20 protein-coding genes are annotated in these 24,515 nt (G+C 71.8%); 13 read left to right on the top strand and 7 right to left on the bottom strand.

The window, feature by feature from the left end; translation table 11 throughout:
• The first annotated feature begins 460 nt into the window (after nucleotides 1–460).
• The 9 genes from QSJ97_RS19190 (at nucleotide 461) to QSJ97_RS19150 (ending at nucleotide 13,169) form a co-directional block, all read left to right on the top strand.
• Nucleotides 461–1,057, top strand: coding sequence for a TRAP transporter small permease subunit (locus QSJ97_RS19190; protein WP_285673722.1), 597 nt, complete (start codon nucleotides 461–463; stop codon nucleotides 1,055–1,057).
• The gene (locus tag QSJ97_RS19185) at nucleotides 1,057–2,379 is read left to right on the top strand and encodes a TRAP transporter large permease (protein WP_285673721.1); all 1,323 of its coding nucleotides are present in this window, start codon (nucleotides 1,057–1,059) and stop codon (nucleotides 2,377–2,379) included. The genes QSJ97_RS19190 and QSJ97_RS19185 overlap by 1 nt, the downstream gene beginning before the upstream one ends.
• A 68-nt stretch (nucleotides 2,380–2,447) precedes the next feature.
• Nucleotides 2,448–3,485, top strand: a complete 1,038-nt coding sequence (locus tag QSJ97_RS19180) for a TRAP transporter substrate-binding protein (RefSeq protein WP_285673719.1) — start codon at nucleotides 2,448–2,450, stop codon at nucleotides 3,483–3,485.
• A 315-nt stretch (nucleotides 3,486–3,800) separates the two neighbouring features.
• Entirely contained in the window at nucleotides 3,801–4,958 is a 1,158-nt protein-coding gene (locus tag QSJ97_RS19175; RefSeq protein WP_285673718.1) for an iron-containing alcohol dehydrogenase, read from the top strand.
• A 92-nt stretch (nucleotides 4,959–5,050) separates the two neighbouring features.
• Complete coding sequence (locus QSJ97_RS19170) at nucleotides 5,051–6,364, top strand: DUF2330 domain-containing protein (protein ID WP_285673717.1); 1,314 nt, start codon at nucleotides 5,051–5,053, stop codon at nucleotides 6,362–6,364.
• A gap of 76 nt (nucleotides 6,365–6,440) precedes the next feature.
• Complete coding sequence (locus tag QSJ97_RS19165) at nucleotides 6,441–7,448, top strand: glycosyltransferase family 2 protein (RefSeq protein WP_285673716.1); 1,008 nt, start codon at nucleotides 6,441–6,443, stop codon at nucleotides 7,446–7,448.
• A gap of 144 nt (nucleotides 7,449–7,592) precedes the next feature.
• Nucleotides 7,593–9,716, top strand: a complete 2,124-nt coding sequence (locus QSJ97_RS19160) for a DUF4214 domain-containing protein (RefSeq protein ID WP_285673715.1) — start codon at nucleotides 7,593–7,595, stop codon at nucleotides 9,714–9,716.
• Nucleotides 9,717–9,804: 88 nt separating this feature from the next.
• Nucleotides 9,805–11,382 carry a hypothetical protein gene (locus QSJ97_RS19155; RefSeq protein WP_285673714.1) on the top strand — a complete coding sequence of 526 codons (1,578 nt, stop codon included), beginning with the start codon at nucleotides 9,805–9,807 and terminating at the stop codon, nucleotides 11,380–11,382.
• A 65-nt stretch (nucleotides 11,383–11,447) separates the two neighbouring features.
• A complete protein-coding gene (locus QSJ97_RS19150; protein WP_285673713.1) occupies nucleotides 11,448–13,169 on the top strand; it encodes a hypothetical protein in 1,722 nt (573 codons plus the stop codon).
• Nucleotides 13,170–13,344: 175 nt separating this feature from the next.
• Here QSJ97_RS19150 and QSJ97_RS19145 read toward each other — a convergent pair whose 3' ends face one another.
• Complete coding sequence (locus QSJ97_RS19145; protein WP_285673711.1) at nucleotides 13,345–14,232, bottom strand: NAD(P)-dependent oxidoreductase; 888 nt, start codon at nucleotides 14,230–14,232, stop codon at nucleotides 13,345–13,347.
• Between the two features lie 121 nt (nucleotides 14,233–14,353).
• Here QSJ97_RS19145 and QSJ97_RS19140 point away from each other — a divergent pair, with 121 nt between their 5' ends.
• From QSJ97_RS19140 to QSJ97_RS19130, 3 genes are read left to right on the top strand one after another with little or no spacing between them, the layout of a single operon-like run.
• Entirely contained in the window at nucleotides 14,354–14,785 is a 432-nt protein-coding gene (locus QSJ97_RS19140) for a lysozyme inhibitor LprI family protein (RefSeq protein WP_285673710.1), read from the top strand.
• Nucleotides 14,782–15,228, top strand: a complete 447-nt coding sequence (locus QSJ97_RS19135; RefSeq protein ID WP_285673709.1) for a lysozyme inhibitor LprI family protein — start codon at nucleotides 14,782–14,784, stop codon at nucleotides 15,226–15,228. Before QSJ97_RS19140 ends, QSJ97_RS19135 begins: the two co-directional genes overlap by 4 nt.
• Before the next feature lie 22 nt (nucleotides 15,229–15,250).
• Nucleotides 15,251–16,297 (top strand): LacI family DNA-binding transcriptional regulator, encoded by a 1,047-nt coding sequence (locus QSJ97_RS19130; RefSeq protein WP_285673707.1) that lies wholly within the window; start codon nucleotides 15,251–15,253, stop codon nucleotides 16,295–16,297.
• 440 nt (nucleotides 16,298–16,737) lie between these two features.
• Here the strand turns inward: QSJ97_RS19130 and QSJ97_RS19125 are convergent, their stop codons facing one another.
• From QSJ97_RS19125 to QSJ97_RS19100, 6 genes are all read right to left on the bottom strand, one after another.
• The gene (locus QSJ97_RS19125; protein ID WP_285673706.1) at nucleotides 16,738–17,628 is read right to left on the bottom strand and encodes an NAD(P)-dependent oxidoreductase; all 891 of its coding nucleotides are present in this window, start codon (nucleotides 17,626–17,628) and stop codon (nucleotides 16,738–16,740) included.
• A gap of 52 nt (nucleotides 17,629–17,680) precedes the next feature.
• Nucleotides 17,681–18,115 carry a VOC family protein gene (locus tag QSJ97_RS19120; protein WP_285673705.1) on the bottom strand — a complete coding sequence of 145 codons (435 nt, stop codon included), beginning with the start codon at nucleotides 18,113–18,115 and terminating at the stop codon, nucleotides 17,681–17,683.
• 366 nt (nucleotides 18,116–18,481) lie between these two features.
• Nucleotides 18,482–19,399, bottom strand: a complete 918-nt coding sequence (locus QSJ97_RS19115) for a carbohydrate ABC transporter permease (protein WP_285673704.1) — start codon at nucleotides 19,397–19,399, stop codon at nucleotides 18,482–18,484.
• Entirely contained in the window at nucleotides 19,392–20,432 is a 1,041-nt protein-coding gene (locus QSJ97_RS19110; protein WP_285673703.1) for a carbohydrate ABC transporter permease, read from the bottom strand. The genes QSJ97_RS19115 and QSJ97_RS19110 overlap by 8 nt, the downstream gene beginning before the upstream one ends.
• A 60-nt stretch (nucleotides 20,433–20,492) precedes the next feature.
• The gene (locus QSJ97_RS19105) at nucleotides 20,493–21,815 is read right to left on the bottom strand and encodes an ABC transporter substrate-binding protein (protein ID WP_285673700.1); all 1,323 of its coding nucleotides are present in this window, start codon (nucleotides 21,813–21,815) and stop codon (nucleotides 20,493–20,495) included.
• A gap of 89 nt (nucleotides 21,816–21,904) precedes the next feature.
• Nucleotides 21,905–22,981, bottom strand: a complete 1,077-nt coding sequence (locus QSJ97_RS19100; protein WP_285673698.1) for an ABC transporter ATP-binding protein — start codon at nucleotides 22,979–22,981, stop codon at nucleotides 21,905–21,907.
• A gap of 140 nt (nucleotides 22,982–23,121) precedes the next feature.
• On the opposite strand from QSJ97_RS19100, the gene QSJ97_RS19095 reads away from it, so the two are divergent.
• Nucleotides 23,122–24,060, top strand: a complete 939-nt coding sequence (locus QSJ97_RS19095; RefSeq protein ID WP_285673697.1) for a 2-hydroxyacid dehydrogenase — start codon at nucleotides 23,122–23,124, stop codon at nucleotides 24,058–24,060.
• The last annotated feature ends 455 nt before the right edge of the window (nucleotides 24,061–24,515 follow it).

Here is a 24,515-nt window from a genome sequence, read left to right as displayed (position 1 = left end):
CGGTGTGCCACGCGGCTCGCCGGGGAGGTGCGCCAGGCCGCCTGCCTGAGCGGCAAGCCAGGCCGCCCGCCGGAGCGCTGCGCCAGGCGGCCCGCCGGAACGGTGCGCCAGGCCGCCCGCCGGAGCGGCGCGCCAGGCCGTGCGCCGGGGCGGTGCACCAGACCGACCGCCGGGGCGGAGTGTCAGGCCGACCGCCGGGGCGGAGTGTCAGGCGGCTCGTCGGGGCGGTGCGCCAGGACGTGCGCCGTGGCGGAGCGCCAGGCCGCCGGCCGGGGCGGTGCGTCAGGCCGCCTGCCGGGGGGCGGCGGGCGCGGCGGGCGGGCTTCCCGTCACCCTGCAGCGCAAAAAAGCCTTGACCGGGGCGGTGCCCCTGTTGCGGGATCGGGTGGCGGCGTGGCACGCATGCGCCGGCGTTCCGGAACCGGTGCGCAGAGGGATCTGTCAGAGGGGGTGACGCGGAATGCCCGCCGTGCTTCGCGGATATGTGCGCATCGTCGAGGCGGTCACCCGCCGGATCGGCCGTGTCGCGATGTATCTGATCTTCGCGATGATGGGCATCCTGCTCTGGTCGTCGATCTCCAAGACCTTCTTCATGCCGACGCTGTGGACGCTGGAGATGGCGCAGTTCACCATGGTGGCCTATTACCTGCTGGGCGGGCCCTATGCGCTGCAGCTCGGCTCGAACGTGCGGATGGACCTGTTCTACAGCGGCTGGTCGCCGCGCACCAAGGCCTGGGTCGACGGCTTCACCGTGCTCGCCATGCTGTTCTATCTCGGCGTGCTGCTCTATGGCGGGCTGAGCTCGCTGGCCTATTCGCTCGGCCATTTCAAGGGCGAGCCCTTCGGCTTTCTCTGGGATGTCGCCGCCACCTTCGCCAGCGAGGGCTCGGCCGCGGCGGAGGAGAAGCTCGGCTTCCTCGAACGCAGCCCCACCGCCTGGCGCCCGATGATGTGGCCGATCAAGCTGCTGATGTGCGCCGCGGTGCTGCTGATGCTGCTGCAGGGCATCGCCATCCTGATCCGCGACATCGCGACCATCCGCGGCGAGGAGATCTGATGTCCTACGAGGCCATTGCGCTGCTGATGTTCGGCTCGATGATGCTGATGCTGATGACCGGGCAGCGGGTCTTCGCGGCGATCGGCTTCGTCGCCGTGGTCTCGGCGATCCTGCTCTACGGGCAGGGCGGGGCGGAGTTCGGCTTCGCCGCGGCGATGAAGGTGATGAAGTGGTATCCGCTGCTCACCCTGCCGATGTTCATCTTCATGGGCTACGTGCTCTCCGAGAGCCGGCTGGCGGACGATCTCTACCGGATGTTCCATGTCTGGATGGGGCCGGTGCCGGGCGGGCTGGCGATCGGCACGATCGGGCTGATGGTGCTGATCTCGGCGATGAACGGGCTCTCGGTCGCCGGCATGGCGATCGGGGCGACCATCGCGCTGCCGGAGCTGCTCAGGCGCAACTACGACAAGCGGATGGTCACCGGGGTGATCCAGGCGGGCAGCTCGCTCGGCATCCTGGTGCCGCCCTCGGTGGTGCTGGTGCTCTATGCGATGATCGCGCGCCAGCCGGTCGGCCAGCTCTGGCTCGCCGGGGTGTTCCCGGGGCTGATGATGGCCGGGCTCTTCATCCTCTACATCCTCGTCCGCTGCCGCCTGCAGCCCGAGCTCGGCCCGGTGCTGCCGGAGGAGGAGCGCCGGGTGCCGCTCTCGGAGAAGCTCTCGCTGCTCTGGGCCGGGGCGCTGCCGCTCGGGATCTTCGCGGCGATGATGGTGCCCTTCGTCAACGGCTGGACCTCGCTGGTGGAGAGCTCGGCGATCGGCGCGCTGACCGCGCTGCTGGCGGCGGTGCTGAAGCGCCGGCTGACCCGCGAGGTGTTCGAGACCAGCGTGCGCCAGACCCTCGGCATCTCCTGCATGTTCATGTGGATCATCCTCGCCGCGCTCTGCTTCGGCTCGGTGTTCGACGGGCTCGGCGCGGTGAAGGCGATCGAGGGCTTCTTCGTCGACCGGCTCGGGCTCGGGCCCTGGGAGATCCTGATCCTGATGCAGCTCAGCTACCTGCTGATGGGCACCTTCCTCGACGACACCGCGATGCTGGTGATCGTGGCGCCGCTCTACGTGCCGCTGGTCGGGGCGCTCGGCTTCGACCTGATCTGGTACGGCGTGCTCTACACCATCACCTGCCAGATCGCCTACATGACGCCGCCCTTCGGCTACAACCTGTTCCTGATGCGGGCGATGGCGCCGCCGGAGATCTCGCTGGGCGACATCTACCGCTCGATTATCCCCTTCGTCTTTGTCATGATCCTCGCGCTGGTGCTGGTGACGGTCTTTCCGCAGATCGCGCTCTGGCTGCCGGAGTATGTCTACGGCAAGTGAGCCCGGCCCGCGCGCAACGACGCAACGACGCCAAACAAAAGACCGACAACCCGACAGAGGAGAGACACATGACCACCCGACGCCATATCCTGACCGGGGCCGCGGCCACCGGTGCCGCGGCGCTCGCCGCCCCCGCCGTTTCCCGCGCGCAGGCCCCGATCAAGTGGCGGCTGCAGACCTATGCCGGCCCGGCGCTGGCCGAGCACGTGATCAAGCCCGCGGTCGACAGCTTCAACCGGATCGCCGCCGGGCAGATGGAGATCGAGCTCTACTATGCCGACCAGCTGGTGCCCACGGGCGAGCTCTTCCGCGCCATGCAGAACGGCACCATCGACGCCGTGCAGTCGGACGACGACAGCATGGCCTCGCCGACCGCGGTGCGCGTCTTCGGCGGCTATTTCCCCTTCGCGCTGCGCTACTCGCTCGACGTGCCGGTGCTGTTCAACCAGTACGGCCTCGGCAAGATCTGGGAGGAGCAGTACAAGGAGGTCGGCGTGCAGTGGATCTCGGCCGGCTCCTGGGACCCGTGCCACTTCGCCACCAAGGACCCGATCAACAGCCTCGCCGACCTGCAGGGCAAGCGGGTCTTCACCTTCCCGACCGCCGGGCGCTTCCTCAGCCGCTTCGGCGTCGTGCCGGTGACGCTGCCCTGGGAGGACATCGAGGTCGCGGTGCAGACCGGCGAGCTCGACGGCATCGCCTGGTCGGGCATCACCGAGGACTACACCGTCGGCTGGGCCGACGTGACCGACTATTTCCTCACCAACAACATCTCCGGTGCCTGGATCGGGCATTTCTTCGCCAACCAGGCGCGCTGGGACGAGCTGCCGGACAATCTCAAGGAGCTGGTCCGGGTCTGCTTCGACGCCAGCCACTACTACCGCCAGTGGTGGTACTGGGGCGGCGAGGCCGAGCTGCGCGTGCGCGGCGACAAGATGAAGCTGACCGCGATCCCGGATGCCGAATGGGCCCAGGTCGAGGAGGCCGCCAAGGGCTTCTGGGACGAGATCGCCGGGCAGGGCGAGGTCGAGACCAGGGTGATCGAGATCATCAAGGACTACAACGCGGTGATGCGCGACGCCGGCCGGCCCTACCGCTACGGCTGAGCCCGGCGCGGCGGGGGGCCTCCGTGCCGGGGGCTCCCCGCCCGCCGCGCGCCGCCCGCCATCCGCCTCGGCGCCGGCCCGGCCGGCGCCGGCACCCCGACCTGCCGAAACCCCGACCTGCCGAAACCCCGTCCTGCCGACACCCCGTCCTGCCGACACCCCGACCCGCCGACGACACGCCCGAACCATGCCGAGACCACATGCCCGGTTTCCGGGCCCGGGCCGGCCGCGTTTCCGCCCTAGGCAGCGGCGCGGGGGGGCGTTATGCGGAGTGGTCGGGCGAGACCCGTCACGAGAGCCGCGAGGGAGGGCCCCATGAGCCGAGCAACCTGTCCCACCGCCACCTGGTCCTATCCGACCCATGTGCGCTTCGGCGCCGGGCGCATCGCCGAGCTGCCCGATGCCTGCGCCGCCGCCGGGATCAAGCGCCCGCTGCTGGTGACCGACCGCGGCCTCGCGGCGCTGCCGATCACCGCCGCCGCGCTCGACCGGCTGGAGGCGGCGGGCCTCGGCCGCGGGCTCTTCGCGGAGGTCGATCCGAACCCGAGCGAGGTGAACCTCGCCGCCGGCATCGCCGCCTTCCAGGCCGGCGGGCATGACGGCGTGGTGGCCTTCGGCGGCGGCTCCGGGCTCGATCTCGGCAAGCTGGTGGCGCTGATGGCCGACCAGGCGATCCCGGTCTGGGATCTCGAGGATGTGGGCGACTGGTGGACCCGCGCCGATGCCGGCCGGATCCATCCCAACATCGCGGTGCCGACCACCGCGGGCACCGGCTCCGAGGTCGGCCGCGCCGGGGTGCTGACCAATTCCGCGACGCATACCAAGAAGGTGATCTTCCACCCCGAGGTGCTGCCGAAACAGGTGATCGCCGACCCGGAGCTGACCGTCGGCATGCCGCAGGCGATCACCGCCGGCACCGGCATGGACGCGCTGGCGCACTGCCTCGAGGCCTACAGCTCGCCGTTCTACCACCCGATGAGCCAGGGCATCGCGCTCGAGGGCATGCGGCTGGTCCGGGAGAACCTGCCGCGGGCCTATGCCGACGGCACCGATCTCGAGGCGCGGGCGCACATGATGAGCGCGGCGATGATGGGGGCGGTGGCGTTCCAGAAGGGGCTCGGCGCGATCCACGCGCTGTCGCATCCGGTCGGCGCGGTCTACAACACCCATCACGGCACCACCAATGCGGTGGTGATGCCGGCGGTGCTGCGCTTCAACCGCCCGGCGATCGAGGACCGGATCGCGGCGGCGGCGGCCTATCTCGGCATCCCCGGCGGCTTCGACGGGTTCTACGACTGGGTGATGGGCCTGCGCGCCGAGCTCGGCATCCCGGACACGCTGGCCGGCCTCGGGGTCGGCGCCGAGCGGATCGGCGAGATGGCCGAGATGGCGGTGGTCGACCCGACCGCCGGCGGCAACCCGGTGGAGCTGACCGTGGAGCGCGCCCGCGGGCTGTTCGAGGACTGCCTGTGACGCGCTGAGACGCGGCGGTCCGGGCGGGCAGGGCGCTGCGCCGGGGCGCTGTCCGTGCTATCCTGCGCCCAGTCTGCCGGAGGACATGCCCCATGGCCCGCCCCTTGCTCAACCTGCTCGCGATCGCCCTGGCGCTCGCGGCGCTGCTGATCGCCCCCGCCGCCGGGGCGTTCTGCGGCTTCTACGCGGCGCGCGGCGACGCCCGGCTCTTCAACGACGCCTCCAAGGTGGTGATGGTGCGCGACGAGGATCGCACGGTGATCACCATGGTCAGCGATTTCGCCGGCGAGGCGCGGGAATTCGCCATGGTGGTGCCGGCGCCCGAGGTGCTGGCGCGCGAGCAGATCCGCGTCGTCGAGGCGGCGATCATCGACCATCTCGATGCCTATACCGCGCCGCGGCTGGTGGAGTATTTCGACCCCGATCCCTGCCTCCCGCTGCCGCTGCCCTCGAGCTGCCCGAACTGCATGAGCGTGTCCGACAGCGCGCCGCCCGCGGTGGAGGACTCGCTCGGCGTGACGGTCGAGGCGGAATACACGGTCGGCGAATACGACATCGCGATCCTGTCGGCGGCGGAGTCGGACGGGCTGGTGACCTGGCTCGACCGGAACGGCTACGCGATGCCCGAGAACGCGGGCCCGGTGCTGGCCGGCTATATCGACATGGGCATGAAGTTCTTCGTCGCCCGGGTGAACCTCGCCGAGCATGCGGCGGCCGGCGGCGGCGTGCTGCGGCCGCTGCAGATCGCCTTCGAGAGCGACGATTTCATGCTGCCGATCCGCCTCGGCATGGTGAACGCCCGCGGGCTGCAGGACCTGATCCTGCTGACGCTGACCCGCACCGGCCGGGTCGAGACCGAGAACTATGCGGTGTCGCGGATGCCGACCGGGCAGGAGATCCCGGTCTATGTGCGGGACCGCTTCGGCGAGACCTACAAGGCGATCTTCGCCGAGGCGGTGCGGCGCGAGGGCGGCGCGGCGGTGATGCTCGAATATGCCTGGGACATGGCCTGGTGCGACCCCTGCGCCGCCGATCCGCTGAGCCAGCACGAGCTGCAGGAGCTCGGCGTGTCCTGGGCCGGGGCGGGCGCGGCGCCGGATGTCTTCGTCACGCGGCTCCATGCGCGCTACGATGCGGCGCGCTTCCCCGAGGACCTGCGCCTGCGGGTGACGTCCGAGCGGGAGAACTTCCAGGGCCGCTACGTGCTGCGCCACCCCTTCACCGCGGCGGCGAGCTGCCCGGCCGGGCGGAACTACCAGGCCGGGCTCGCCGGGCGGTTCGAGCGCGAGGCGGCGCTGCTCGCCGGTCTCACCGGCTGGAAGCTCGACGCGATCCGCAACGAGATGCGCGCCGCCGGCATCACCCCGGACGGCGATGCCTGGTGGGAGCGGCTCTGGCCCCGATAGGCCCCGGCGCCGGCGAGAAAGCCTTTGTGCGGCGGCGCCCGGCACGCGATAACCTTGCGGCAGCAGGGGGAGGGCGATGGCGCAGCCGGAGAGCGAGGAAGGCGGGGATGTCGCGCTGGTGATCCCGGCACGCGACGCGGCGGAGCATCTCGGCGAGGTGCTGGCCGCGGCGCGCGCGGCGGGGTTCGACCCGGCGGCGACGGTGCTGGTGGATGACGGCTCGCGCGACGGCACCGCCGCGATCGCGCGCCGCGCCGGCGTCCGGGTGATCTCCCGTGCGGTCTCCGAAGGCCCGGCCACGGCGCGCAACCGCGGCGTCGCGGCGAGCGCCGGCGCGATCATCGTCTTCGTCGATGCCGATGTGGTGATGGCGCCGGACGTGCGGCGGCGGATGCTCGCCGCCTTCGCCGCGGAGCCCGGGCTCGGCGCGATCTTCGGCGCCTATGACGCGGCGCCGCGCGATGCCGGGCTGGTGAGCCGCTACCGCAACCTGCTGCACCACCATGTGCATCACGCTGCCGCCGGCGAGGTGGCCAGCTTCTGGACCGGGCTCGGCGCGGTGCGGCGCCGTGCCTTCGAGGCGGCGGGCGGCTTCGACCCGGCCTGGACCGGGGTCGAGGATGTCGAGTTCGGCGCGCGGCTGGCGGCCGGCGGCGGCCGCATCCGGCTCGACCCGGAGATCCGCGGCACGCATCTCAAGCGCTGGAGCTGGGCGGGCATGTGGCGCACCGATCTGCGGCTCCGCGCGATCCCCTGGTCGCGGCTGCTGCTCGCCGGGCGGGTGCCGCGGGCGGGGCTCAATCTCGGGCTTTCGCACCGGCTCGGGGTGGCCGGAGTGGGGCTGGCGCTGGCCGGGCTGGCGCTGGCGCCGGTCGATTCTCGGGCGCTCTGGCTTGCCGGGGCGGGGGCGGCGCTCTATCTCACCGCGAGCGCGCGGCTGCTGGCCTATCTGCTGCGCGTGGCGGGGCCCGCGGTCGCGGCGGTGGCGGTTCCGGCCCATGCGGTGCATTATCTGGCGGGCGGGCTCGGTTTCGCCCGGGTGCTGCTCGCCGAACATCTGCCGTCGCGGATCGCCCGGCGCTGAGCCCGCCGCTGAGCCCGCCGCTGCGGGTAGGCGACGTCCGGCGGGCGGCAGACCCTGCGCCCGGACCCGGTTGACCTTGCCGACGCCGACCCCGTGCCGTTTCTCTTCCCCGACCCGCTGCCACAGCAATGCCCGGAGGCTGCCATGGAACCGACCCTGCGCGAACTCAGCTGGATGGCGCTCGACGCCTACGATTCCCGCAGCCGCATCAACGACACCGGCGCGCCGAGCTTCGCCGACCCGGCGGTCGAGAGCTTCTTCCCCGGCTGGGTGCACCAGCCGACCGGCCAGGCCAGCAACGCGCGCAACGCCGATGCCAGCTATGCCAGCGGCATGGACGCCAATGTCTATGTCAACGCCGCGCGCGGGCAGGTGGTGATCGCCTTCCGCGGCACCGAGTTCGACGGCTTCTTCCAGGCCGTCGGGCAGGGCGATATCCGCGACATCGGCGAGGCCAATCTCGACGACGACATCCTGACCTTCTTCGGCTACTATCAGGACGACGGCCTGACGCTGGAGGACTTCTTCGACGAGGACGGCGACCTGCCGACCTATCTGCGCGACACCTTCAACCTCGAGGGCGACGATGCCGACACGCTCGACGACGTGCTCGACATCCTCGCCGAGCTCGGGCTCGACGAGGGCGTGCAGGCGCTGGCCCGGATCGGCGAGCAGCAGCTGCGCAACCAGGTGGAAAGCGCGCTCGACACGGTGCTCGACGTGGCCGCGGCCAATCCGGGGATGGCGATCAGCGTCACCGGCCATTCGCTCGGCGGCGCCACCGCCGCCGCGGTGGCCGGTGCGCTCGGCATCGAGGTGACGCTGTTCGATCCGGCACCCTACAACACCGATGCGCTGCTCGATTTCGCCCGCGACAAGGCGCTGGAGATGCTCGCCGCGCGGCCCGGCATCGACCCCGCCGCCTTCGGCTGGGACACCGCGACCGCGCCGGCGGAGCTGCTGGCCGACAGCGCCGACACCTACCGGCTCGAGGGCAGCTTCGTGGAGGGGCTCTATCTCACCGCGAGCCCGCTCGACCTGCCGGCGGGCGACCGGCTCGACCGCGAGATCGACCTCGGCGCGGTGCTGGCCGACCCCTTCACCATGCACACCCCGGAGCTGGTCACGCTGACCCTCGACAGCGAGATCCGCGCGAGCGACAGCCGGCCGAGCCTCGAGACCCTCTCCACCGCGCTGCCGGGGCTGCTGGCCCGGCTCGACAATGCCGACCTGGTGGCGCCGGGCGGGCTGCTGACGGTCGAGGATTTCATCATCACGCTGCTGATCACCGACCCGTTCTACCAGCTCTTCGCCGATTTGATGGTGCGCGTGCAGGCCGAGGTCGCCGATTTCGCGCCGGAGGGCTCGGGCGAGATCCGCGGGCCGGAGCTCGAGAAGATGCTGATCGACGTGGCGCTGCGCGGGCTCGGCCAGCGCTTTGCCGACGGGCTGGCGGAGAACCCCGGCGGGGTCGGCATGATCTTCGGCGATCCCTCGGGCGCCGGCGGGCCGGACATGCTGATCGGCGCCTTCGGCAGGGCGGAGAGCTATGCCCCCGGCACCGGGCGCGACCTGATCGCCACCGGCGCCGGCGCGGCCGACGAGGTGCGCGGCAGCTTCGAGGCGCTCAACCTCGACACGCTGTTCGACTTCGCCCCCGAGGACAGCATCCTGTTCACCGGCGAGAGCTTCGGGCGCGGGGCGGTGTCGCTGACCGATGGCGGGCGCACGCTGCAGATCTCCGAGGGCGGCGCGGTGGCGGCGACGATCTTCCTCGGCCAGACCGCCGATGCCGATCTCATCACCGTCACCGGGGAGGCCGGCGGCACGCGGCTCAGGCTCGGCCCGAGCGAGGACGGGATCTCCGTCGAGGAGGCGCGCGACGTCGCCCGGATCTACGAGGCCGGGCTCGGGCGGATCGCCGACATCGCCGGGCTCAACTTCTGGATCGACCGGCGCGAGGCCGGCGATCTCACCGAGGTCGAGCTCGCCGCCACCTTCCTCGTCTCCGCCGAGTTCGCCGAGCTGGTCGGCGAGGACCCGGACAATCTCGACGACAGCGAATTCGTCGGGCGGCTCTATCTCAACATCCTCGGCCGCGAGGGCGACGAGGACGGCCAGGACTTCTGGGAGGGCCAGCTCGAGATCGAGGGCTTCGGCCGCGACGACCTGCTGCTCTCCTTCGCGCAGAGCGCCGAGAACATCGCCGACCTGCCCGCGGTGGAGCGGCTCTTCGAGGTCGAGGAAGGCTACTGGGACTTCGTCTGACCCCGGGTCTCGCCCCCGATCTTGCCGCGGCGTTGCCCCGCGGCCGGGCGCGCCCTAGGATCGGGCGCGCAGGCAGGCGGGGGCGGCGATGTGGGAGCCAGCTACGGAGCGGAGCGATGCGCCGGCGGCCCGCTGGAGGCCGGCGGCGGCGGTGGCGCTGCTGTTCGCCGCCGCCATGGCGCAGCGCCTCTCGGTGTTCGGCGGCAGCTGGCTGCCGCTGAGCGACGGCGCGCTCTTCGTCGTCTTCATCGAGGCGCTGGCGGCGGGCGGGGGCTTTCCCGCCTGCATCGACTTCAACGGCCACTGCCTGCCCTTCGCCTATCCGCCGCTGTCGTTCCTGATCGGGGCGGGGCTGGTGCGGCTCGGCGCCGATCCGCTGCTGTTCGCGGCCTGGTATCCCTTCCTGATGACGACGCTCTACAGCGCCGCGGTGCTGCTGCTGCTGCGCCGGCTGCTGGCGCGCGACCTGCTCTTCGTGCTGGCGGCGGCGGTGTTCCTCTTCGTCACGCGGTCCTTCGAGTTCCTGATGATGGGCGGCGGGATCTCGCGCGCCACCGGGGCGCTCTGCTTCGCGCTGGCGCTGCTGGCGGCGGAGCGGGCGCGGCGGCGCGGCGGCTGGCTGCTGCCGGGGCTGGCCGGGCTCGCGGTGGGCGGCGCGATCCTCAGCCATCTCGAATGGGGCATCGCCGGGGCCTTCGCGGTGAGCCTGGTGATGCTCTACCGCAGCCCGCGGCCCGGGCACGACTTCCTGCGCCTCTGCCTCGCCGGCACGGTGGCGGCGCTGGCGATCGCGCCCTGGGCGGCGACGGTGCTGGGCATCCACGGCACCGCGCCCTTCGACCATGCCGCCGGCACCAGCAGCTGGCTCGGCCTCGGGCAGTTCTTCGCGCCCCTCACGCTCAAGATCGCGCCGGCGCTGCTCGTCCTGCCCTTCGTCGCCGGCATGGCGGCCGCGCTCTGGCACCGGCAGTGGTTCTGGCCCGCGCTGCTCTTCGGCTTCCTCGCCCTCACGCCGCGGCAGTTCGATACGGTGGCGGTGCTGCCGCAGGCGGTGCTGGTGGCGCTCGGCGTGGTGGCGGGGATCGACCGGCTGGTGCGCGCCGTCTCGCCGGACCGCCACGTTCCGCCCTGGGCGGTGCCGCCCGGGCCGGCGGGCCCGCCGCGCCGGGCGCTCGGCCTGGCGGCGGCGGCGATCTTCGTCGGCATCCTGCTGGCGATCTCGGTCGTGCTCTCGCCGCCGGGGCGCAATCTCGAGCAGGCGACGCCGGACTATCTCGAAGCCACCGCCTGGGCGCGCGAGACGCTGCCGCCGGGCCGGCGCTTCGTCGTGATCTCCGGCGAGGCCTGGCAGGTCGACGAGGTGGCGGAGTGGTTCCCCTACTATTCCGGCCATGTCGGGGTGAACATCGTGCAGGGCACCGAATGGCTGCCGGACCGCGCCTTCGCCCGGACCGTCGCGCTGACGCGCGCGATCAATGGCGCGCAGGGCTGCCGCGCGCTGCACCGCGCGATGGCGCCGATCGTGCCGCCGGCGAGCCATGTGCTCGACGCCTCCGGCACGGGCTGCTTCGACGACCCGGCCCGCTTCGGGCGGATCTTCGGGAACGGCAGCGTGGAGATCTTCCGCATCCTGCCCGCGCCGCCGGGCTCTGCCGCCGCGTCATAAGGTCTTCAAGCCGGCCCCGAGTTGGGGCACACTGGCGCCGAGATGCCACCCCAGGGAGATCGGCGATGAAGAGCGGCAACGCCATTCAGCTCAACAAGGCTTGGTGGAAGAAGGAGGCCCCCGACGGGCTGAAGAAGTCGGGCGCGGCCTTCGAGAAGGCGCTGGATGCCTACACCAAGGCCAATGCCGGCCTGCGCAATCCCGATGCCAAGGCGATCGAGGCCTTCGAGAGCGCGCTCGACGATCTCGAGGATGCCGGCCGCAAGGTCGCGCAGGAGGCCAAGGATCTCGAGAAGTCGGAGAAGAAGGCCAAGGCCAAGAAGGAGCGGCTCGAGGACCTGAAGAACACCATCTCGGTGATGGAGAAGGCGCTGCCGCGCGAGATCGGAGCCGCGCTCTCCGGCATGCCCGACCTCGACGAGGAGGACGAGAGCGGCGACAAAATCGCCGATCCGGGGCTGCACTCGGCCTATCTCAAGAAGACCGCCGGCAAGCTGAAGAAGCGGGTGTTCAACTTCGCCGTCGGCCTGCCGACCAACGAGCCCGGCGACATGCGCATGCTGTTCCACCCGAAGAAGGCCGGGCGCGGCCTCGCCGGCAAGCTGAAGAAGGCGGTGGGGGCGAAGAAGTTCACCTTCGGCCAGGCCGGCACCGAGGCGCTGAGCAGCGAGCTCGGCGGCGAGGAGGAGGGCGCCCGCACCCTGGTGCTGCATCTCGAGGGGCGCAACATCCCCGGCCTCGCCAAGCGCGTGAAGCTGATGCTCAAGAAGATGAAGATCAGCTCCTTCGGCCGGGTCAAGATCCTGAAAGGCGGGCAGGAGATCGACGGCGCCGACGAGGATGTCGACGAGAAGCTCGAGCCCTTCGATCTCGACACGGTGGACCCCGAGGACGAGGTGCTCGAGGAGGAGACCGCCGATCTGCCGCCGGAGGAGCAGGCGCCGCCGGAGGAGCAGGCACCGCCCGAGGCGCCGCCGCCGCCGCCGCAGGAGATCGACATCGCGGCGCTGCGCAAGCGGCTGACCGATGCGGTGCCGAAGATCGCCGCGGTGCCGCCGCCGCAGGGCCCGGAGCTCGCCAAGCTGGCCAAGGAGGCCGGTGCGCTGCTGAAGGCCGGCGACGGCGCCGGCGCCGAGCCGGTGATCGTGCGGCTCGAGGCCGGCCTCGCGGCGGCGGCAGCGCCGCCGCCGCCGCCCGAGGACGCCGCCAAGCGGCTCGAGGCGATCCTGGTCCGGCTCGGCAAGCGGATCGCGGCGCTCGGCAAGGCCGGCCAGCTCGAGCTCGCCCGCGGCTTCGCGGCGCGCGCCAAGGAGATCCAGAGCATGCTGCGCGCCGGCCAGCTCGTCGATGCCGAGGCGTCGATCGAGACGCTGGTGGCCGAGATCGAGGCTGCCGAGGGGGCCTCGGAGCCGGGCGACGGCGGCGATCCGCTGGCGATCTGGCGCAGCGCCAAGGAGACCGCCGATACCGGCATCGCGGCGCTGACCAGCCATATCCGCGGCATCGGCCACCCGGATCTCGACCGCATCGCCGAGTTCGGCCTCAATGGCGCCACCGAGGGTAACCAGACCGCGCTGACCAAGGCGCTGTTCGACTACAACATGGCCGCCGGCCCGGCGCGCGAGACCGCCACCACCAAGCTGCGCGAGCAGGTCTCCAGCTATCGCGGCTTCCTCGGCTCGAACAAGCTGGTCGATCTCTGCGAGAAGAACCCCTTCGGCGTGAAGGTCGACATCCGCGGGCCGCTCGGCCAGGCGCTCGACCGGATCGAGCAGACCATCGCCTGACGCGCGCCCCGCGGGCGCCTGACGGGCAGCGGGCGGGGCAGGGGGACCGGGCGGGGCGCCGGCTCCGGCCGGGCCCGCCGCCTCCCCCGCCCCTGCACCGTCGCGGCGGCTGCGCCGGCATCGTGGCCCACCCATGGGAGGCGGCGGGCCCGGCCGGAGCCGGAGCCGGCGGCGCTCAGTCCTGCGGGTGCAGGGCGCGGACGATCTCGACCATCTCCGGCATGTAGCGCTCGCCATGGCCGAGATTGACGCCGATCTTCAGCAGTTGCAGCACCCCGTCGGAGACCAGCGTCGGGGCGTTGTGCTCGGCCGCCAGCCGGCTGTAATAGCCGAGATCCTTGAGGCAGTTGGCCAGCGCGAACTTGTGCGCCGAGTTGTCGCCCTCCAGCACGTATTTCGAATAGTTCTGGAAGTTGCCGCAGGTCATGCCGGAATTCGTCACCACCTCGTGCAGCACCGCGGGCGGCACGCCGAGCCGCTCGACCATGGCATAGGCTTCCGACCAGATCGCGGCATAGCCGATGCCGATCAGGTTGTTGACCAGCTTCAGCGCATGTGCCGAGCCGACCGGCCCGCCGGTGGGGATGATCGCGCTCGCCCAGGTCTCGAGCAGCGGTCGGATCCGCTCGATCTCTGCCGCCGGCCCGCCGACATAGGTGGTGAGCTCGCCGTCCCAGGCATGCGCCGGGGTGCGCGAGAGCGGCGCGTCGATCAGCGTGATGTCGTCCTCGGCGAGGCTGGCGGCGAGCGCCTCGGTGGAGCCCGGATCGGCGGTGGTGCTGTCGATGATGGTGAGCCCGGGGCGGGCGCGGCCGCGGATCTCGGCGATGTTGGCCTCGACCTGCGGCGAGCCGGTGACGCAGAGCACGATGATGTCGCATTCGGCGGCCAGCTCGGCGGCGCCGGCGCGCTCCTCGGCGCCGCGCGCGACGAGATCCTCCACCGCCTTGCGCTTGCGATGCGCCACGACGCGGAGCGGGAAGCCCTTCTCCACCGCGTTCTTCGCCATGCCCCAGCCCATCAGGCCGACCCCGATGAAGCCAACCACAGGTTTCCCGTTCATCGTCCCCTCCGCTTGCCTGACTTCGCTAAAACGATTTAAGCTCATGCCCGTCAGGAGTGCAAACGGGCATGGCCCGCCGGGGTCCGCGCGGCCGCCGGCCGGGCCCCGCGGGAGGGATCGGATGCGCATCGCAGGCGCCTGTCTGGGAGTTCAGCTCGCGCTCGCGCCGCTTGCGGCGGCGGCGCTCTGCGAGGACACCGGCAACAATCTCGAATTCACCGCCTGCATGGCCGGCGAGGCCGAGGCCGCCGATGCCGAGCTCAACCGGATCTGGACGCTGGTGCTCGGGCGGATTGCGGAGATGGACCATCTCTCGGCCGGGCAGCGGGCCGACTGGCGCGCCCGGCTGGTCGCGGCGCAGCGCAGCTGGATCGCCTTCAAGGACACCGACTGCCACGACGTCGTCGGCTACGAGTGGTGGGGCGGCTCGGGCGCCGGCAGCGCGATCGCCGGCTGCCTGCACGCCGCCACCACCCGGCGCACCCGCGAGCTGGTCCGGCGCTACGACATCGACCCCGATGCCGCGCCGCTTGCCATGCGGGCGACGCCGTGAGCGCCGCGCGCCGCGGGGCGCTGCCGGCGGCGCTGGTGGCGGCGGCGCTGGCCGGCCTGCTGCCGGGGGCGGCGCGGGCGGCCTGCGAGGATGCCACCACCGAGCCCGGGCTCGCCGCCTGCTATGCCGAGAAGGTGGCCCGCGTGGAGGCCGAGCTCGACAAGGTCTGGCAGGCCGCGCGCCGGCGCATCGACGCGGTCGGCGGCGCCGATGGCCCGGTGCTCGCCCAGCATGCGCTGATCGCCCAGCGCGCCTGGGAGGAGTATCGCCTGGCGGAATGCGTCGACGGGGTGCGCGCGCATTACGGCGGCACCGCGGCCGGCCAGCAATACGAGGGCGAATGCCTGATCCTCACCGCCCAGACCCGCACCCGCCAGCTGGTCTGGCGCTATCGCGTGCCGCGCGAGCTGGCGCCGATCACCTATGGCGAGGCGCCGCTGTGACGGCGGGAAAACGGGCCACCGGGTGAGCCGCGGCGACCGACCGGAGCGCCCCGGCCGCCGGCCGACCCAGCGCGAGATCGCCCGGCGCCTCGGCCTCTCGCCGGCGACGGTCTCGCTGGCGCTGCGCGACAACCCGATGATCTCGGCCGAGACCCGGCGGCTGGTGCGCGAGGCGATCGCCGAGGCCGGCTATGTCCGCAATGTCTCCGCCGCCGCGCTGCGCACCGGGCGCTCGCGCATCGTCGGGGTGAGCTTTCACAACATCGCGCACCAGTTCTTCGCCGAGATGCTGATCGCCATCGAGGAGACGCTGGGGGCGGCCGGGCTCTCGGTCTTCATCAACAATCACGGCGAGCAGGCGCCGAGCCTCGCGCGCTTCGTCGAGACGCTCTCGGCGCATGGCGCCGAGGGGCTGCTGGTGTCGCCGCCGCCGCATGTCGGGCCGGAGATCCTGGCGCCGATCGCCGAGCGCGGCACCCCGGTGGTCTATGTCTCGCGCCGGATCCGCGAGGACGAGCGGGCCGACTGGGTGGTCAATGCCGACCGGACGGCGATGGCGCGCGCGGCCGGGCGGCTGCTGTCGCTCGGCCACCGGCACATCGCGCTGGTCGGCGGCCAGCCGGGCAACACCGTCGCCGAGGAGCGCGTGGCCGGGTTCCGCGAGGCGCTCGAGGGCGCCGGGATCGGCTGGGACGCGCGGCTCTGGCGGCAGTGCCGGCCGCGGCTGATCGAGGGCGGCGCGGCGACGCGGGCGCTGCTCGCCGAGGCGCCGCGGGTGACCGGGCTCGTCGCCTTCAACGACCTCGTGGCCTTCGGCGCGATGAACGCGGCGCGCTCGATGGGGGTCGAGCCGGGGCGGGATCTCGGCGTGGTCGCGCTCGGCGGCACCGAGGAGGCGGCGGCCTATCACCCGGCGCTGACCACGGTGCTCGACAACCCGGCGAAGATCGGCCGGCTGGCGGCGGAGATGCTGCTGCAGCGGCTCGAGGAGCCGGGCGCGCCGCCGCGCCGGATCGCGCTCGACCCGAAGCTGGTGATCCGCGCGAGCTGCGGCGCGCCGCCGGGCTGAGCCGGCCGGCGCCCGGGCGCGCCCCGCCCCTGCACCGTCGCGGCGGCGGCGCCGGCAGCGCGGCCCACCCATGGCACGCCCGGGTGCCGGGAACGGACTGGCATGGCGCGACTTCGTGGCGGCCCCTGGTGTATCACGGCGCAGGGTCCTGGCCCGGCCCGGTTTTCGGCTGCCGGGCATGCGGCGCCGGGCAGGCTCCGTCCCGCGCTGCCCCGGGGCGCCCGGTGGGCGGATCGCATCCGGGGCGGCGCGCGCCGGTGGGGGCCATCGCACCCTCCTGCCGGATGCCGCGGGCGGTTCCCTGCCCGGAGGTTGCCCGCCCCGGCCCCGCGGCCCGGCCCGCCGCGCCGTGGGTGGGCCGCGCTGCCCGCGCAGCCGCCGCGACGGCGCAGGGGTGGGGCGCGGCGGGCCTTCCGGCCCCAGCCTTCTGGCCCCGCCCCTCAGTCCCCGCGGCGCACCCGCCTGCCGCCGAGCGCCTCGTAGAACCGCACCGCCTGGCTGTCGTCATGCCCGCCGAAGCCCGCGCCCGAGGCGCCGAGGAACACCTGCAGCGCCGCCGCCGAGACCGGCAGGGGAAAGCGCGCGGCCCGTCCGGCATCGGTCACGATCCCGAGATCCTTCACGAAGATGTCCACCGCCGAGCGCGCCTCGGTGCCCGCCTCCATCATCCGCGGGCCGCGATCGGCGATCATCCAGGAGCCGCCGGCCGAGACGTTGAGCACCTCGAGCAGCTGCGCCGGCGCGAGCCCGAGATGCGCGCCGAAGCTCATCACCTCGGCGGCCACCGCGAGGTTCGCGCCGGCGGCGAGCTGGTGCACCATCTTCATGGTGCTGCCGGCGCCGGCGTTCTCGCCCATGTGGAAGACATGCCGGCCCATCGCCTCGAGCAGCGGCTGCGCGCTGGCCAGATCCGCCGGCGCGCCGCCGACCATGAAGGTGAGCGTGCCGGTCTCGGCCCCCTTGCTGCCGCCGGAGACCGGGGCGTCGAGGAAGCGCCGGCCCTCGGCCTCCACCCGCCCGGCGATCCGCGCGGCATCGGCCGGCGGCATGGTCACGCAGGAGATCACCAGCGCCCCCTCGGGCAGCGCCGCCAGCGTGCCGGCCTCCCAGAGCACGGTCTCGGCCTGGGCGGCGTTCACCACCATCAGCACCAGCGCCTCGGCGCCGGCAGCGGCGCTCGCGGCGCTCGAGACCGGGATGCCGCCCGCCGCCTCGAGCCGGGCCAGCGCCTCGGAGGAGAGATCGAAGCCCGCCACGCCATGCCCGGCGCCGGCCAGCACGGCGGCCATCCGCCCGCCCATGGCGCCGAGCCCTATGAACCCAACCTTCATCGCGTCCTCCCCTGTGATGCCGCGGCGGCCGCTGCCTGCCGCCGTCACCGGATCATCGCACGATCTCGTTGATCTCCAAGAGGTTCATCGCCGGATCGTAGACATAGACATGCCGCATCCGCGGGATCGCGTAGGTCGGCGCGAAGGAGAACGGGATGCCGGCGGCGGTGAGCCGGGCGATCACCGCGTCGAGATCCGGCACCTGGATCGCCACATGCCCGCCGATCGAGGGGTTGTGGTCGAGGCCGTTCTTCCGGGCGAATTCCGGCTCCGGGCGGATCAGGTGCAGCCCGGCATTGGCGCCCTCGGCCGCGGCCGGGCAGGGGAAGACCGTGAGGCGGGCCGGATCGGCGGAGATCTGGCCGACCTCGCCGGCCGGCGGAAACACCCAGGTGCCCTCGGTCAGGCCGAGGATCTCGGTGTAGAACCGGGCGGAGGCCCGGACATCGGGCGCCGGCAGGTTCACGTGATGGATGGACCAGGTCATGCGCCGCATCCTGCTGCCGGCGGCCGGGATTGGCAACAGTTCCGATTCAGAATTCAACTGGCGGGGCGCGGGATGGCCGCCCGTGCCCGCCACCCGTGCCCGCAACCCCTCCCGCCCCGGCAGGCGCCGCGCCTTTCCATCCGGCGGCGCCGGGCCGGCGCGCTGGTTCATCCGCCCCCTGCCGGCCCGGCCGCCAGACCGCGCGCAGCGCGGGGCGGCGGCGGGGGTGGTGGCGGGCCACCGCGCGGCGGCGGACGGTGCCCGCCAGGGCACCGGGAGCGTCGCGCAACCCCCGGAGCGCCGCGCAAAACCCCTGGAGCGCCGCGCACCCCCCGGCGCGCCGCGCAGCCGGCGGCGCGGGGCGTCTCACTCCTTCACCGCCCCCGTCATCGCCGCCACGTAGTGCTCGACGAAGAAGGCGTAGAGCACCACCAGCGGCAGCGAGCCGACCAGCGCGCCGGCCATGATCGAGCCCCAGCGGAAGATGTCGCCATCGGTGAAGTTGGTCACGATCGCCACCGGCACCGTCTTGTTCGACTGGTCGGAGATGAAGGTGAGCGCATAGATGAACTCGTTCCAGCACAGCGTGAAGCAGAAGATGAAGGCCGAGATCAGCCCCGGGATCGCCAGCGGCAGCACGATCCGCACGAGGATCTGCCAGCGCGTCGCGCCGTCGATCAGCGCGCATTCCTCGAGCTCGAAGGGGATGGTCTTGAAATAGCCCATCAGCAGCCAGGTGGAGAACGGGATCAGGATCGTCGGATAGGTCAGGATCAGCGCGAAGGGGGTGTCGAAGAGCCCGTAGTCGAACACCACCTTGGCCAGCGGGATGAACAGGATCGAGGGCGGCACCAGATAGGCGAGGAAGATCGCCCCGCCGACCCAGTTGGCCCCGCGGTAGCGCAGCCGCACGATGGCATAGGCGGCGCCGACGCTGGCGATCAGCGACAGCACGGTGGAGCCGATCGCCACCGACATCGTGTTCCACAGCCAGACCGGGTAGTCGGTCTCGAACAGCAGCACGTAGATGTGCTTGAAGGTCGGGTGCCAGGTCCAGAGCGGGTTGGTGGTGTCGAGGTCGATCAGCTCGGCATCCGGCTTGATCGCCGTCAGCGTCATCCAGTAGAACGGGAACAGCAGCACCAGCATGATGATCCCGAGCGGCAGCCAGAGCGTCACCATCCGCGACAGCCGGGTCTCCAGATGGTCGATCCCCTCGCGGTGATCCGCGGCATCGCCGGTGACCTGCACCGCGCTGTCCCTCGGCTCGCCGGTTCTAGTCATCGCGGCCTCCATGCTGCCACTTGCGCCGCTGCAGCCCGAACCAGGAGAACATGATCGCGGCCAGCAGGAAGGGGATCATCGCGGTCGAGATCGCCGCCCCCTCGCCGAGATAGCCGCCGAGGATCGCGCGCTGGTAGGAGAGCGTCGCCATCAGATGCGTGGCGTTGAACGGACCGCCGCGGGTCAGCACCCAGATCAGCTGGAAATCGGTGAAGGTGAACAGCACCGAGAAGGTCATCACCACGGCGATGATCGGGGTCAGCAGCGGGTAGGTGATGTAGCGGAACATCTGCCAGCGGGTGGCGCCGTCGATCACCGCCGCCTCGTAGAGCGAGGCCGAGACGGTCTGCAGCCCGGCCAGCAGGGTGATCGCGATGAACGGCACGCCGCGCCAGATATTGGCGAAGATCACGCTGGCCCGCGCCATGGTCTCGTCGCCCAGCCAGTTGATCTGGTGGTCCTCGGCGATCGCGCCGAGCCCCTGCAGCATCCAGGTGAGGATCGAGAACTGCGTGTCGAAGATCCACCAGAAGGCGATCGCCGAGAGCACGGTGGGCACGATGAAGGGGATCAGCACCACCGCCCGGATGATCGCCTTGAACGGCATGTGCCGGTTCAGCAGCAGCGCCAGGTAGAGCCCGATGGCGAATTTTATCGCGCTCGCCACCACGGTGTAGAGCAGCGTGTTGAACACCGAGAGCCAGAAGGTGGTGTCGCCCTCCAGCTCGAACTCGGTGCCGAAGAGCTCGTTGGCGATGATCCCGAGGAAGTCGGAGACCGGCGCCACGCCGAGCAGCCATTCGTAGTTTTCCAGCCCGATCCATTCGCCCTCCGAGCCGACCTTGGCATCGGTGAAGGAGAGCCAGACCCCGAGCCCCAGCGGATAGGCCAGGAACAGGATCAGGAAGGCCGCCGCCGGCAGCATGAACCAGAAGCCGAGCCAGTTGCGGTTGGACTGCAGCCGCGTCCAGGCGGAGGCGGCGTCGTCCGGGGCAGCGGCCCGGCGGGCGGTCTCGAGCGGTGTTTCGGCCATCGGGCCTGTCTCCCGGGTCGGGTCGGATGGCCGGGGCGGCGGCGCCGCCCCGGCTGCGTCTCAGCGATACAGCCGCTTGGCCTGGCGCTCGGCGATCTTGATCGCGCCGGAGACGCTCTCGCGGCCCGAGCAGGCATTGGCCACCATGTCGAGCACGATGAAATCGGCCAGCGCCGCCGCCGCCTTCTCGCCGACCGAGCCGAGATGGCCGGCGGTCGAGGTCCGCCAGGCCGCCGGCTTGGCCGCCACCAGCTTGGGATCGGCGCTCCAGAAGGCGAAGTCGTCGCCCGCCTTGTAGGAATGGCTGAGATAGGCCACCGCGCCCTCCAGCCAGGGCTCGTAGTGCTCCGCCTCCATCAGGAACTGCATGAAGGCCTTCACCGCGTTCGGATACCTGGTGTACTGCATGCCGAGCAGCGGGTAGCAGATGTGGAACTCGGTCGGCTTGCCGGCCGGCCCGATCGGCCAGAAGGCGTGGTCCATGTCCTCGGCGATCATCGCCATCTTCGGGTCTTCCGCCGCCTGGCGCTTGGCCGCGGCATAGATCGAGACGCCGTTGTTGGTGAGCCAGACCTCCTCGGCCAGGAACGCCTTGTTGTTGAAGGCGTCGTTCCACGACGCGGTGCCGGGGATCCAGGCCTCGTAGAGCTGCCTGGCGTATTCCAGCGCCGCCTCGGTCTCCGGGCTGTTGATGATCACCTCGTCATTGGCATCGACGAGGTAGCCGCCATGCGCCCAGAGCACCCAGTGCACCCAGGCATTGCCGTCGCCGGAGGCGTGGCCGAGCGCCATGCCGCCGGGCTTGCCGATGCCCTTCAGCGCCTTGTTGAGCTCGAGGAAGCCCTCGAGATCGCCCGGCATCTCCGAGAAGCCGGCCTCGTTCATCGCCGAGATGCGGAAGTTGATCAGGTTGGCGTTGTAGGCCACCGGCACCGCGATCCACTTGTCGCCCGAGGTGCCGTAGACCTCGGCCGAGGGCGCCCAGCCGCCGTATTTCTCGCCGAGATGCGTGCACAGATCGGTGACGTCGATGCATTTCTCGGAGAACAGGTGCGGCAGCGAGTAGAGCCCCCAGAACATGTCCGGCCCGGTGCCGACATTGGCCGCCACCGAGGCCTTCGGCTGCACGTCGTCCATGCTCTCCGAGAGCACCTCGACCGCGACCCCGGTGGCCGCGGTGAAGGCGGCGACGAGCGCGAGGAAGCTGTCCTCCTCGGATTGCACGAAGCGCTTCCAGCGCAGCAGCTGCAGGCTCGCGCCCTCCTCGGGCGCGTACATCATGTCGTCCGCGGCCCAGGCCTTGGCCCAGCCCGCGAGATCGAGGGTCACCGCAGCGCCGCCGAGCGCCACAGAGCCCTTCAGAAGTGAACGGCGTGAGATCATGGTCGTCCTCCCTGGCTTGCCGGGCGCGGATGGCGCCCCCTCAGTCCGGCCCGGCGCCCGTCTTCCGCGGGTCCCGGGCGATGCGGCCCTCAGGCCCTGAGTGTCCGGCCCGTCTCCGCGTCGAACACGTGGATCTGCGCCGGATCGGGGGCGAGGCTGAGCCGCGTCCCCGGCGCCGGCTGGTGGCGCTCGCGGAACACCGCGACCACCTCGTCGCCGCCATGGCGCGCGACGACCTGCACCTCCGAGCCGGTGGGCTCCGTCACCACCACCTCGACACCGATGCCCGTGCCGTCCGGCCCGAGCGCGATGTGCTCCGGGCGGAAGCCGAGCACCACCTCGCGCCCCGCCTCCAGCCCGCGCCGCTCGCCGAGCGGCAGCCGCGCGCCGTCGGCCGAGGCAAACACCGTGCCGGCGCCGTCGGCCTCGACCCGCCCGCGCAGGAAGTTCATCGCCGGCGAGCCGATGAAGCCGGCGACGAAGAGGTTGTCCGGCGCGTCGTAGAGCTCGAGCGGCGCGCCGATCTGCTCGACATTGCCGCCCTGCATCACGACGATCTTGTCGGCCATGGTCATCGCCTCGATCTGGTCGTGGGTGACATAGATCGTGGTGCCGCCGACGCGCTGGTGCAGCGCCTTGATCTCGGTGCGCATGGCGACCCGCAGCTTGGCGTCGAGGTTGGACAGCGGCTCGTCGAACAGGAACACCTGCGGGTCGCGCACGATCGCCCGGCCCATGGCGACGCGCTGGCGCTGCCCGCCCGAGAGCTGGCGCGGAAAGCGCTGCAGCAGCGGCTGCAGGCCGAGGATGCCGGCCGCCTCGCGCACCCGGCTCTCGACCTCCGCCGCCGGCGCCTTGCGCAGCCGCATCGAGAAGGCCATGTTCTCGAACACCGTCATGTGCGGGTAGAGCGCGTAGTTCTGGAACACCATGGCGATGTCGCGCGCCTTCGCCGGCAGGCGGTTGACCACCCGCTCGGCGATCTTCACCTCGCCGGCGGTGATCGACTCGAGCCCGGCGATCATCCGCAGCAGGGTCGACTTGCCGCAGCCCGACGGCCCGACCAGCACGACGAACTCGCCGTCGGCGATGGCGATGTCCACGCCGTGGATCACTTCGGTCTCGCCGAAGGCCTTGCGCACGTTTTCAATGGTGACTGACGCCATGACGCCGCCGCCCTCCCCTGGTCTCCGTTCCCATGCGGCGGGTCTGGCGCCCGCTCGCAGCCTGCGGCCAATTGGATATTGAGACCGGGGCAAAGCTCGGTCAATGTGTTTTTTAAATCGATTTAGAAGAGGAGAACCCGATGCCCGAGATTCTGCAGATCGCGCCGATGATGCCCCATGTGGAGGCAGCGCTCGGCGCGGCGCACACCGTCCACCGGCTCTGGGAGCTGCCGGACCGGGCGGCGCTGCTGGCCGAGGCGGGCCCGCGCATCCGCGCGGTGGCGACCAACGGCCATGCCGGGCTCGAGGCCGGGATCATGGCGGCGCTGCCGGCGCTCGAGATGATCGCCTCCTATGGCGTGGGCTACGACGCGATCGACATCGCCGCCTGCAAGGCCCGCGGCATCAAGGTCTCGAACACGCCGGACGTGCTCAACGACGCGATGGCGGAGATGACCCTCGGGCTGATGATCGCGCTCTGCCGGCGGCTGCCGCAGGCCGATGCCTATGTCCGCGCCGGGCGCTGGGCGGCGGAGGGGAACTTCCCGCTGACCGGCGAGCTCACCGCGCGGCGCCTCGGCATCCTCGGGCTCGGGCGCATCGGCAAGGAGATCGCGCGCCGCGCCCAGGCCTTCAGGATGGAGGTGGTCTATCACGGCCGCAGCCGGCAGGCCGACCAGCCCTATCCCTTTTATGCCGATCTCGAGGAGATGGCACGGGCGGTGGACTGGCTGGTGGTGATCGCGCCCGGCTCGCCGGCGACCGAGGGGATCGTCTCGCGCGCCGTGCTCGAGGCGCTGGGGCCGGAGGGCTGCCTCGTCAATGTCGCCCGCGGCTCGATCGTGGACCAGGACGCGATGGTCGATCTGCTCGGCTCCGGCGGGCTGGGGGGCGCGGCGCTCGACGTGTTTGCCGAGGAGCCGCAGGTGCCCGAGACGCTCTACGCCATGGAGAACGTGGTGCTCTCGCCGCATCAGGGCTCGGCGACGGTGAAGACCCGCATGGCGATGGGCGACCTGGTGGTGCGCAACATGGCGGCGCATTTCGCCGGCGACCCGCTGCTGACGCCGGTCTGCTGACGCCGGTCCGCGGGCGCCGGTTTGCTGAGGCGGGTCTGCGGGCGCCGGTCTGCCGACGCCTGTCTGCCGACGCCTGTCTGCTGACGCTGGTCTGCGGGCGCCGATCCGCGCGCGCGGGTCTGCCGACGCCGGTCCGCGGGCGCCGGTCCGCGGGCGCCGGTCCGCGGGCGCGGGTCTGCCGATGCCGGTCTGCGGGCGCAGCCCGGCCGGCGCGGCGCCACGGGCTGCGCGCGGCGCGGCGGGGGCCGGGCCTCTGGAACGGGGGCTCGCGGGGGGAAATCGGCCGTCCGGCGGTCCTTGGGACCAAGGGGGGGAGAGAGAGAATGGGCGGCCGCCCGGGGGGGGGAAGGCTCTTGCCAGGAGCCTCTCTGCAACGGGACGTATCGCACCCGACCCGCCGCACGTGTCGCGCGACGCCCCCGTTACACCCCATCGGCGTTAAGATCCGGTGAACG

Origin of the sequence: Paralimibaculum aggregatum (assembly GCF_030270585.1) — a bacterium.
GTDB classification, from domain to species: Bacteria; Pseudomonadota; Alphaproteobacteria; order Rhodobacterales; family Rhodobacteraceae; genus Thermohalobaculum; species Thermohalobaculum aggregatum.
Note: the sequence above shows the minus strand (reverse complement) of the source record. Positions and strands in the feature narration are given on the sequence as shown.